The sequence below is a fragment of the Streptomyces sp. NPDC054863 genome (assembly GCF_053610825.1).
On the sequence record NZ_JBSGZD010000254.1, the window covers coordinates 1 to 11,737 of the forward strand.

General features: G+C 70.6%; 7 protein-coding genes and 1 pseudogene. 5 read left to right on the plus strand and 3 right to left on the minus strand.

The genetic code is table 11. From position 1 onward, the window contains the following. Positions 1–206 (plus strand): annotated as a pseudogene (locus ACWGIG_RS30670) (nitronate monooxygenase); the annotation flags it as partial. 2 nt (positions 207–208) lie between these two features. After that, the gene (locus ACWGIG_RS30675) at positions 209–1,765 is read left to right on the plus strand and encodes an acyl-CoA synthetase (RefSeq protein ID WP_453324943.1); all 1,557 of its coding nucleotides are present in this window, start codon (positions 209–211) and stop codon (positions 1,763–1,765) included. Between the two features lie 48 nt (positions 1,766–1,813). Here the strand turns inward: ACWGIG_RS30675 and ACWGIG_RS30680 are convergent, their stop codons facing one another. Next, positions 1,814–4,093 carry a terpene synthase family protein gene (locus tag ACWGIG_RS30680; protein WP_453324944.1) on the minus strand — a complete coding sequence of 760 codons (2,280 nt, stop codon included), beginning with the start codon at positions 4,091–4,093 and terminating at the stop codon, positions 1,814–1,816. Positions 4,094–4,267: 174 nt separating this feature from the next. Further along, positions 4,268–6,667 (minus strand): penicillin acylase family protein, encoded by a 2,400-nt coding sequence (locus tag ACWGIG_RS30685; protein WP_453324945.1) that lies wholly within the window; start codon positions 6,665–6,667, stop codon positions 4,268–4,270. Between the two features lie 151 nt (positions 6,668–6,818). Here ACWGIG_RS30685 and ACWGIG_RS30690 point away from each other — a divergent pair, with 151 nt between their 5' ends. Further along, positions 6,819–8,336 carry a fatty acyl-CoA synthetase gene (locus tag ACWGIG_RS30690; RefSeq protein WP_453324946.1) on the plus strand — a complete coding sequence of 506 codons (1,518 nt, stop codon included), beginning with the start codon at positions 6,819–6,821 and terminating at the stop codon, positions 8,334–8,336. Between the two features lie 66 nt (positions 8,337–8,402). Here the strand turns inward: ACWGIG_RS30690 and paaK are convergent, their stop codons facing one another. Continuing rightward, a complete protein-coding gene (gene paaK, locus ACWGIG_RS30695; RefSeq protein WP_453324947.1) occupies positions 8,403–9,689 on the minus strand; it encodes a phenylacetate--CoA ligase PaaK in 1,287 nt (428 codons plus the stop codon). Between the two features lie 251 nt (positions 9,690–9,940). Between paaK and ACWGIG_RS30700 the strand changes: the two genes are divergently transcribed. Together ACWGIG_RS30700 and ACWGIG_RS30705 are read left to right on the plus strand one after the other, a co-directional pair. After that, complete coding sequence (locus tag ACWGIG_RS30700; protein WP_453324948.1) at positions 9,941–10,381, plus strand: hypothetical protein; 441 nt, start codon at positions 9,941–9,943, stop codon at positions 10,379–10,381. Positions 10,382–10,446: 65 nt separating this feature from the next. After that, a partial coding sequence (locus tag ACWGIG_RS30705; protein WP_453324949.1) for an alpha/beta fold hydrolase occupies positions 10,447–11,737 on the plus strand: 1,291 nt, incomplete at its 3' end.

The window sequence follows — 11,737 nt, forward strand, 5'->3', positions numbered from 1 at the left end:
CCATGCCGCTCCAGGGCCTGCTGGTCGCCGAGGCCAACTCCCGGATCCAGAAATACGAAGTGGGGCCGCTGCTCGGCACCCCGGTCGGGCAGATCGTCGGCCGGATGAACTCCGAACGCAGCGTCCAGGCCGTCTTCGACGACCTCACCCGGGGCTTCGAGCGCGCCGTGACCCGCATCAGCCGCATCGCCGGAAGGAGCGAGTGAGCATGTCCGAGCAGCAACCGCCCAACGGCTTCTGGGCCCAGGCCGCCGCCGACCCCGACCGCACGATCCTGATCGCCCCGGACGGCGAGAAGTGGTCGGCCGGTCAACTGGGCGCAGTCACAAATCAGTTGGTGCACGGACTGCGGGCGGCAGGACTGGAGCGGGGCGACGCCTTCGCCGTGGTCCTCCCCAACGGCGTCGAGTTCTTCACCGCCTACCTCGCCGCCTCCCAGGCCGGTCTCTACCTGGTCCCGGTCAACCACCACCTCACGGGCCCCGAGATCGCCTGGATCGTCTCCGACTCCGCCGCCAAGGTCCTGATCGCCCACGAGCGCTTCGCGGCCCAGGCCACGGCCGCCGCCGACGAAGCCGGCCTCCCCGCCTCCCACCGCTACGCCGTCGGCGAGGTGCCCGGCTTCCGCCCGTACCGCCAACTCCTCGACGGACGGAGCGAGTCGGCGCCCGCGGACCGCACTCTCGGCTGGGTCATGAACTACACCTCCGGCACGACGGGACGCCCCCGTGGGATCCGCCGCCCGCTCTCCGGCAGGCTCCCCGAGGAGTCCCATCTCGGCGGCTTTCTCGGCATCTTCGGCATCTCGCCCTTCGACGACAACGTCCACCTGGTCTGCTCGCCGCTCTACCACACGGCCGTGCTCCAGTTCGCAGGCGCCGCACTGCACATCGGGCATCCCCTCGTCCTGATGGACAAGTGGACTCCCGAGGACATGCTCCGGCTCATCGACACCCACCGCTGCACCCACACCCACATGGTCCCCACCCAGTTCCACCGCCTGCTCGCACTCCCCGAGGAGACGAAGCGGCTGTACGACGTGACCCCCATGCGGCACGCCATCCACGGGGCCGCACCCTGCCCCGAGCACGTCAAGCGGGCGATGATCGACTGGTGGGGGAACTGCGTCGAGGAGTACTACGCGGCCAGCGAGGGCGGCGGCGCCTTCGCCACCGCCGAGGACTGGCTCAAGAAGCCCGGCACCGTCGGCAAGGCCTGGCCCATCAGCGAACTCGCGATCTTCGACGACGAAGGGAACCGGCTGCCGCCCGGTCAACTGGGCACCGTCTACCTGAAGATGAGCACCGGAGGGTTCAGCTACCACAAGGACGAGGCCAAGACCCGCAAGAACCGCATCGGTGACTTCTTCACCGTCGGCGACCTCGGCATCCTCGACGAGGACGGTTACCTCTTCCTCCGCGACCGCAAGATCGACATGATCATCTCGGGCGGAGTCAACGTCTACCCCGCCGAGATCGAGGCCGCCCTCCTCGCCCACCCCGCCGTCGCCGACGCGGCGGCCTTCGGCATCCCGCACTCCGACTGGGGCGAGGAGGTCAAGGCCGTCGTCGAGCCGGCCGTCGGTCACGTCCCGTCAGAAGACCTCGCAGCACGCATACTTGCGCACTGCGAGGCCCGACTCGCCGGGTACAAGAGGCCGAAGACCCTCGACTTCATCGCCGCCATGCCCCGCGACCCCAACGGCAAGCTCTACAAGCGCCGACTGCGTGAGCCCTACTGGGAGGGGCACGACCGGGCGCTCTGACCGGCCCTCTCCCGGGCCGGCCGACTTCTCACCCGGGCCGGCCGACTCTCACCCGACGACCGCCGTCGAACCGGCCCCGGCCCGCTGCGACCACAGCTCGACGACCCGGGCGGCAGACGTGCCGATCCCGGTGGGGCCCAGCCACTCGGGCGCCGCCGGGACGGCGGGAGCAGGGTGTGCATTGAGCCGCAACAGGTCCGACTCCTTGTAGCGGTCGCAGCCCTCGTGCCAGGTGAGGATGCCGGACAGCCAGTTCTTCAGCTCCTCCGCGTAGTCCATCAGTACCTTCCTGGCCTCGGCGTCCAGCTTGAACTCGGCGCACAGGTCCGGCAGTTCACTGCCCAGCACATGCTGGAACTCGGCCATCCGGGAGGCCATCAGATCGACCACCACATCCCGTGCCTGTGTCACGCCGCACTGGAGGAAGTGCTGCACCACCACCACGCCGTTGTGCATCTCGCCCTCGAACTCGACCTCCTTCTGGTAGGAGAAGAGGTCGTTCATCAGGGCCGCGTAGTCCATCGCGGAGCGCTCCATCGACAGGAACGGCCGTGACCGGTAGATCTCCTCCGGCAGCGTGTTCCCGTGCGCGAGCCGCGAGAGGCTCATCGTCAGGTCGGAGCCGAAGGTGAAGCGGCGCATCTCGATGTAGTCGATCGGGTCGGGCACCCGGTCCTGCGCCTGGTTGGCGAGTTCCCACAGCCAGCTCGCCGTCATGTCCTCGATCGCCTTGCGGAACTGTTGCCGCGCCGGCAACGCCATCGGGCCCGCGGTGCGCCGCCACAGGTCGTCGAGGCCCCGCTCCAGCGGGGTGATCGGCGCGGGTGTCGGCTCACCCTCGACCGGCATGAACAGCGACAGCCGGTCGTTGGCGGCCTTCGCCCCTGCCAGGTCCAGGGTGCGCCCGTACAGCACCGGGAAGAGATCGTCGCCGTACGTCCCCCAGGCCAGCCAGCCCGAGCTGATGTCCAGCTCGGCGAGCGAGGCGTCGGGGTGGATTCCGGCGGCGCACAGCGGCAGGTCGTACGCCCGGATCTTCTCCTCGCTCCAGACGCCCGAACCGGGCAGCCCCGGCACCTCCTCGTAGAAGCCCATCGCGCGCCCCCAGGCCACGACGTTCTCCCGGGACGCGTCCAGGTGGGGGCTCAGGGTGGTCCTGAACGGCATTCCCAGGTCCGGGATGTCGAGAGGGCCGACCTTGTCGAAGCGGTGCACCGCCACGTTCTTCAGCCGGGCCGGGATGCCGATGGCGAGCGAGGAGAGCAGCTGGGAGGCGGCGGTACCGAGACCGTTCGGCCCAGCCAGTGCGTACGACGACGGGTCGTGGGCGTCGGCGCCCGCACCGTTCATGTACCGGCTGGAGCGCATGTGCCACTCGTGGCCGCCCGCCTGCCAGTCCTGGAGGCCCTTCGCGTACGCGAGGACGTCGAGCCGCTCCTTCGGTCCCACGCCGAACTCCGCGAAGAGCGGCTCCAGTTCGGTGAAGAACGTCGTCTCGAACTGCTGGAGCCGCGAGGTCAGCAGATCGTTGACGGTCTCGGCCGCCTCCTGCGTCGGGCAGTCCAGGAAGGTCTCCATCACCAGGACGCCGTTGGAGAGCTCACCCTCGTCGAGGATCTCGCGCTCGTAACTGAAGAGGTCGTTGCGCAGGTGCACGGCGTCCGAGAAGGAGTCCCGCAACACGCCCATCGGCCGTGAAGCCGCGATCCGCGCCGGGACCTCGGCCCCCGCCGCGTACTCGACGAGCCCCGCCGACCACGGCGCGCCACCCACCTTGCGGCGCATCTCGATGTACTCGATGGGGTTGGAGACGCGCCCCTCGCTGATGTTCATCAGCTCCCACATCGACTCTTCGAGGAGATGCTCGGTGGAGACGGCGAACCGTTTCCGCCAGTCCTCGGACATCGAGGGGCAGGTGCGCCGCCACAGATCGGCGAGACCGGCCTCGACCGCGTTCGTCGGCTCGGGCATCGCCGCCCCCGCCGCCACCGGCATGTACGCCGGCAGCCGGTCCAGGTACGCCTTCGCGCCCACCATGTCGGGGCTGCGCTTGTACAGCTCCACGAAGTGGTCGTCGAAGAAGAACACCCACACGTACCAGTCGGTGACCAGCGCCAACTGCTCGGCCGTGCAGTCGGGATGGGTGTACGCGCACAGCAGTGCGTAGTCGTGACTGTCGAAGTCGTGCTCGTCCCAGATGTCCGAGCCCTCGATCATGACCATCTCGCGCGCCCACGCCTTGGAGTGCTCCCGTGCATGCTCCAGATGGGGATTGAGCCGGGCCGGATGCGGCATGTAGAACTCGGGCAGCCTGAAAGGTTGGGGCATGGTGGAGGAGATCGCCTTCCCTGAACGACAGCATGGATCCGTTCCACGCTAGGCACATGGCCCCGGAAGTGACCGCGACCCCGGACGATCACCACCGAAGGGGTGAATTGTCGCCCGGGGCCGATTAACGATCTTGTGCGTGGTTCAGAGGCCTGCCCGTGTGTGCGGGGCGGATCAGCGCTCCCGGGCCCACACCACCTTCAGCTTCGGGGAGGTGAGGATGTCCCGCTCGCAGAACCGGGATTTCACCCACTTCTCGGCCGAGTACAGCTCGGTCTGGTCGCTGTAGTACGGCGAGGAGGGATTCGACGACTGGCTGTACGTCAGCAGGGTCCTGGCCACCGGGCAGCGCCCGCCGTCCCAGCCCACCGCCTGGAGGTAGCTGGACCCGGTGGTCACCTCCGAGTAGCCCCCGCCCGCCGCGTTCCACACCGGCTCGACCTTGTTCCACACGCCGAGGGACTCGGTGCCGCCGTGGACCGGGATGCGCTGTCCGTTGCGCACGACGAACTGGTTCCGTCCCAGCGGTGCGTCGAGCGCGATCCCCGCCGCCTTCAGCTCCGCGACAGCGCCGGTCAGTGCCGAAGCGAAGCCGGGGGCGGCGGTGTTGAGGGTGTGCGGCGTGCGCACCGGGTCGGCCGGATCGAACGGAACCTTCCACAGCTGCGCCGCCGGGACGGACGCCACCAGCTTCCGCCAGAACCGGTCGAAGAGCAGCGCGCCCCGGCTCCCGGTGTCCATCCTGCGGTCCCACTTCTTCAACACGGCGCAGGCGTCGGCCGGTTCGGCGCCGGTGCACGCCTTCAGGATCTCCGGCAGGGCCAGGTCGGCCGCCGGAGCGCGGTTCGCGAACTGCTGCTTCTGGAGGTCGGCGACGGTGAGCCGCCCCCGCTCCGCCATCGCCGCCACGTCCTCGACCGCGCCCCGGGTACGCATCGAACGCTGGGTGCCGAGGGTGCCGAAGACCCGCTCGTAGCCGGTGATCGGCCGGTCCGCATTGGCCAGCCAGGCACTGTCGTTGGAGTTCTCCGCATACGGGGCGTCCCGCAGCGTCGGCATCTTCGACGGGCCGAAGATCCCCGGCTCCACCGCGTCCTTGTCCCGGCCCAGCGCGCAGTCGCCGCGCGAACCGTCCAGGACCGCCAGGCCCGCCGACGGATACGTGACCTTGCCGAGCGCCGTCGAGCAGCGCTGCGCCAGGTCGTCGGTGATGCGCGGCAGCACCTGGGACTGCGTGAACAGGGATCCGCCCGAGGAGTCGGAGGCGACCGTGTTCACCCACGGCAGGCCCTGGGTGCGGCGCAGCGACTCCTGGATCCCGGCGACGTCGCGGGCCCTGCCGAAGCCGAGCGCGGTGTCACCCGCGCGCAGGTTCGTCGCGTTCGGGTCGTTCAGCGCATACGCCGTCGTGGCGGTCCAGGGCAGCGGGAGCTGCGCCCCGAGACCGGTGACGACCGGCCCGTACCGGGTCCACCACTGGGTACGGGTCACCGGATCGCCGCCCTTGACGGGCACGGTGACGGTCCGCTTCGTCATCCGCTCCCGCCTGCCGTCCACGACGTACACCGTCGGGTCGTCCGGGGCGAGGGTGAGCTGGTGCAGGTTCATGGTGATGCCGGTGGCGACGGTGTGGCTCCACGCGATGCGCGAGGTGTACCCGATCGACGTCGTGGCCGAGCCGATCAGGGAGCCGCCCATCACGTTCAGCTCGCCCGGGATGGTCTGCTGCGACTGCCAGAAGCGCCGCCCGCCCGACCACGGGTAGTGCGGATTGCCGAGCAGCAGCCCCCGCCTGTTCGCCGTCGCACTGCCGCTGAACGCGACGGCGTTGGAGCCCATCGCCGCGTCCGACGTGTCGAAGAACTCCCGCGCGGCCTCGCCCGGGTCCACGGACTGCGCACCCGGGCCCACAGGCTTCGCGGCGGTACGGGCCGCCGCCCCGGCAGGCGGCTGCGCGGCCGTGATGCCGTCCACGCCGCGCCCCTGTCCGCCGAGCACCGAGAACGCGTAGTTCAGCATGTGCACGTCGTCGACGGACACCGGGCGCACCCAGTCCGCGCCCTTGCAGGACGGGTCGGTGACCCTGTTCTTCCTCAGCCACGCGTTGTACCCGGCCGTCCAGCCGCGCATCAGCTCCTTGACCTGCCTGCTCGGTCCCACCGGAGCGGGCCGTGCCACCAGCTTCGCGACCGTGCCGCTGTCGCGCACCCCCTGGAAGTAGAGGTCGCTGGCCAGGTTGGTCGACGCGGACGACAGGGAGCCGTCCGGCTTCCCGTCCGCGCCGAAGTGCCGCGAGCGCTCGGCGCGGACGGTGGTGAAGCCCTCGGCCAGGGTGCAGGCCTGGTCGTTGGCCTGCGCCCAGCCGTTGCCGAAGCCGAGGTCGGCGTAGTCCTTGGCCAGGATGTGCGGGATGCCGTACTCGGTGTATCGGATGACGGCCGACAGGTTACCGCCCGAGGGGTGCTGCTCCGCTCCCCGGGGGTCCGCGGCAGCGGTCGGGGCGAGCGTACCGGCGGCGGTGAGCAGGGCCAGTCCGGTGACGGCGAGGGTTCTCGTACGGGTCCGGAGGGACAACGTGCCTCCCAACTGAGCGTCGACAAAAGGTAGTTGTGGCGTGCAACGTGATGTCACGTGCCACTCAGTCATTACCGCCCGGTACCTGTCAACATCCCGAGCGGTATGCGGTTCCCTTGATTTGCGGCGCACCGGGCCGGAGGATCACGCCATGACGACACCAGGGACCTCCGCCCTCCCCGACGCCCTCCTGGACGGCACCGTCGACGGCGTCCTGCGCCGCACCGCCCTGCGCGTTCCGGGCCGCACCGCGCTGTGCTACCGCGACCGCAGCTGGACGTACGCGCAACTGGACGAGGCGGTCGGTACGGCCGCCGCCCACCTGCGCCACTTCCGGGGCCTGGAGGACGGCGACCGGGTCGCCACGTACGGCCACAACTCCGACACGTACCTCATCGCCTACCTGGCCTGCGCCCGCGCAGGGCTGATCCACGTCCCCGTCAACCAGAACCTCACCGGCGACGACCTGGCGTACATCCTCGACCAGTCCGGCACGTCGCTGGTGCTGGCGGACCCGGACCTCGCGGACCGCGTGCCCACGGGCTTCGAGACGGTCCCGCTGCGCGACGCGCCCGGCTCTCTCCTGGGGGTCCTGGACACGCCGGTCCCGTACGAGGCGCAGCGCGACCCGAACGAGCCCGTGCAGCTGCTCTACACCTCCGGCACCACCGCCGACCCGAAGGGCGCGGTCATGACGCACCGCGCCCTGGTGCACGAGTACGCCAGCGCCGTCGAGGCACTGGATCTCGCCGAGACCGACCGGCCCGTGCACGCGCTGCCGCTCTACCACTCCGCGCAGATGCACGTCTTCCTGCTGCCCTACCTGGCGGTCGGCGCGGAGAGCACCCTCCTCGACGGACCGGACGCGGGTGTGCTCTTCGACCTGGTGGAGGCGGGCCGGGCGGACAGCTTCTTCGCACCGCCGACCGTGTGGATCGCCGTCGCCAACCACCCCCAGTTCGCCACCCGCGACCTGGGTGGGCTGCGCAAGGCGTTCTACGGTGCGTCGATCATGCCCGTGCCGGTCCTGGAGCGGCTCCGCGCGCGCCTGCCCGCACTGGCCTTCTACAACTGCTTCGGGCAGAGCGAGATCGGCCCGCTCGCCACCGTGCTGCGCCCCGAGGAGCACGAGGGGAGGATGGATTCCTGCGGCCGGCCGGTGCGGCACGTCGAGGCGCGCGTCGTCGACGAGCAGGGCCACGAGGTACCGGACGGCACGGCCGGGGAAATCGCCTACCGGTCACCGCAGTTGTGCCTCGGCTACTGGGGGCTGCCGCAGGAGGGCGTCTTCCAGGACGGCTGGTTCCGCTCCGGCGACCTGGCGGTCCGCGACGGCGAGGGCTACTTCACCATCGTCGACCGGGTCAAGGACGTCATCAACTCCGGGGGAGTGCTGGTCGCGTCCCGGCAGGTCGAGGACGCCCTCTACACCCACCCCGGCGTCGCCGAGGCGGCCGTGGTCGGACTGCCGGACGAACGGTGGATCGAGGCCGTCACCGCCGTCGTCGTACCGCGCGACAGGGAACTGACGGAGGATCAACTCCTGGTGTACGCACGGGAGAAGCTCGCCCACTTCAAGGCGCCAAAGCGGATCCTGTTCGTGGACGAGCTGCCGCGCAACGCGAGCGGGAAGATCCTCAAGCGGGAGCTGCGCGACCGGTTCAGCTGAGGTCCGGGCGCGGGGTCGCTCGGGCCGACGGGTCGCTCGGGCCGACGGCTCACTTGGATCGACGGGTCACTTGGGCCGCCGGTCCACGATCCGCTTGAACTTGCCCACCGACCGCTCCAGCGTCCCGGGGTTCATCACCTCCACCTGGACCGACACCCCGATGCCGTCCTTCACCGCCGAGCACACGCTCCGGGCGGCGGCCTCACGTGCCTCGGGCGTCGCGTCCGCACGCGCCTCGGCCCGTACCGTCAGACAGTCCATCCGGCCCTCGCGGGTCAGCAGCAGCTGGAAGTGCGGGGCCAGCGCGGGGGTGCGCAGGACGATCTCCTCGATCTGGGTGGGGAAGAGGTTCACCCCGCGCAGGATGACGAGGTCGTCGCTGCGGCCGGTGATCCGCTCCATGCGGCGGAAGTTCCGTGCCGTACCGGGCAGCAGGCGGGTCAGGTCCCGGGTCCGGTAGCGGATCACGGGCATCGCCTCCTTGGTGAGCGAGGTGAGGACCAGCTCGCCCTCCTCGCCGTCCGGCAGCACCTCGCCGGTCAGCGGGTCGACGACCTCCGGGAAGAAGTGGTCCTCCCAGATGTGCAGCCCGTCCTTCGTCTCCACGCACTCCTGCGCGACCCCGGGGCCGATCACCTCCGACAGGCCGTATATGTCGACCGCGTCGATCGCGAACCGCTCCTCGATCTCTCGGCGCATCTCCTGCGTCCACGGTTCCGCACCGAAGATGCCGACCTTGAGGGAGGTGGCGCGCGGGTCGAAGCCCTGCCGCTCGAACTCGTCGAGGAGGGTGAGCATGTAGGTCGGCGTCACCATGATGACTTCGGGCCGGAAGTCCTGGATCAGCTGGACCTGGCGCGCGGTCATTCCGCCGGACGCCGGAATGACCGTGCAGCCGAGCCGCTCGGCGCCGTAGTGCGCACCGAGCCCGCCGGTGAACAGGCCGTAGCCGTAGGCCACATGGACCTTGTGGCCGGGCCGCCCCCCGGCGGCCCGGATCGAACGGGCCACCATGTCGGCCCACATCGAGAGGTCGTTCTCCGTGTAGCCGACGACCGTCGGGCGGCCCGTCGTACCGCTGGAGGCGTGGATGCGGCGCACGTCCTCCTGGGGGACGGCGAACATCCCGAAGGGGTAGTTGTCGCGCAGGTCCGCCTTGGTGGTGAAGGGGAAGCGGGCGAGGTCGTCGAGCGAACGGCAGTCGTCGGGGGTCAGGCCCGCCGCGTCGAAGGCCGTCTTGTAGTGCGGCACGTTCGCGTAGGCGTGCCGCAGGCTGCTGCGCAGTCGCTCCAGTTGCAGGACCTGGAGCTCCTCGCGGCCGAGCCGCTCCGCCGCGTCGAGCAGAGCCTTCATGGATCACACTCCCGTTCCTCGCGCACCGCACGCGTGCACGGTGCCCACGCACCCCAAAGCGGACGACCGATCATTCGGTCGTGGTGCGTCCGGAGTCAGTAATTCAGCACCGACGGGTTTCTGACAAGGGGGCGGACGGTGCGCGATGCGGGTCTCCAGGGTGTCCCGGCAGCCCTGACACCGAGAAGCACCCCAAAATGCTGGGTATCGGTTGATCAAGGAAGAACCGGAGCGAAGGCGAGTACCTCAGAATGCAGCGTCGAATCCGCAGGACCACCCTCAACGTGTTGCTGACGGTGACCGGAGCGGTGGTGCTGGCCGCGTGCAACGACGACGAGCCCGCACCCACCGTCACCACCACCGTGACCGCGCCCGCCCCGACCGTCACCGTGACCGCCACCCCGACCCTGGCCGCGACCCCGCCCGCACCCCCGACCCCGACCGCACAGGCCGCGGGCAAGCCCGACGTCGTACTGACCGGGGACCCGGACGCGGCGGGCAAGGAACTGCAGCGGCTGAAGAAGACCGGCTGGTGGAACCCCGACAAGATCGAGTACGCGGACGATCCGGTGACCGCGCTCCAGCAGTTCGACAGGTGGCTGAGCAAGGGATACGTCGCACCGGGCGGCGGCTGGACCCCGGCGGGCGAAGCGGCGGTGGAGGCGGCCAACGACGGCGGCCCGGAGCTCTAGACAGACCCCCCGGGGTGCAGGACGCCCCGGATTCAGGGATGCATGAGGGTCGTTCACCTGTTTGGATGACCCTCATGCCGATCTTCACCGCGCCCGACGGAACCCGACTCGCCTACCGACAGGTGGGGGAGGGCGAACCGCTGATCTGTCTGCCCGGCGGTGCGATGCGCGCCGGTGCGTACCTCGACGACCTCGGCGGGCTGAGCGCCCACCGGCAGCTCGTCCTCCTCGACCTGCGCGGCACCGGCGGGTCCGCCGTCCCGGACGACGAGGACTCCTACCACGTCGGCCGCCAGGTCGCCGACGTCGAGGCGCTCCGCGCCCACCTCGGCCTGGACCGGATCGACGTACTCGCACACTCGGCGGGCGGCAACCTGGCCATCCTGTACGCCGCCGCCCACCCGGAGCGGATCCGCAGCCTCGCACTGATCACCCCGACCGCCTGGGAGGCGGGCGTCCCGATCGAACCGGAGGACCGGCTCGCCGCGGCGCGGCTGCGCAAGGACGAGCCCTGGTTCGAGGAGGCGTACGCCGCCTACGAGGCGCTGCTCGCCGGCCGGGAGCCCGCGGCCTCCATCGACCCCTTCTTCTACGGCCGCTGGGACGAGACGGCCCGCGCGCACGCCGCGCTGGACGCCGAGCAGACCAACGCGGTCGCAGCCGCCCGCCACATCGACCCCGCCCGGGTGGACGCACCCGCCGTCCGTACCGCACTGGCCGCGCTCGACGCACCCGTACTGGTGCTCGCCGGAGATCTCGACGGCGTGCCCGCTCCGGCGAAGGCCGCCGAGATCGCCGCCCTCTTCCCGCGCGGCGAGGTCGCCGTCCAGCGCGGCGCCGGACACTTCCCCTGGCTCGACGACCCGGGCGGCTTCGTCCGTACGGTCGCCGCTTTCCTCGACCCCTCGGTGCACGGCGTGCGCCTGCCGGGCGGCAACCGGATCGCCTACCGCACCTGGGGCGACCCGGCCGCCCCGCCCGTCGTCCTGCTGCACGGGCGCTCCTCCGACAGCACCGGCTGGACGGACGTCGCCCAGGCCCTCGCCGCCACCCGCCGGGTGTACGCACCGGACTCCAGGGGACATGGTCTGAGCGACTGGCCAGGCGGCTACGGGTACGGACAACTGATCCAGGACGTACGGGACTTCCTCCACGCGCTCGGGCTCGACCGGGTCGCCCTGGTGGGCCACTCGATGGGCGGGGCGGTCGCGCTCCAGGTCGCGGCGGCGGAACCGGACCGGGTGGGCAGGCTGCTCCTGGAGGACCCGCTGCCGCCGTTCCCGGTGGACCCGCCGCGCCCTCCGGCGCCGCGCCCCGCACCGGAGGAAGAGCGTGCGCTCGGCTTCGACTGGGAGG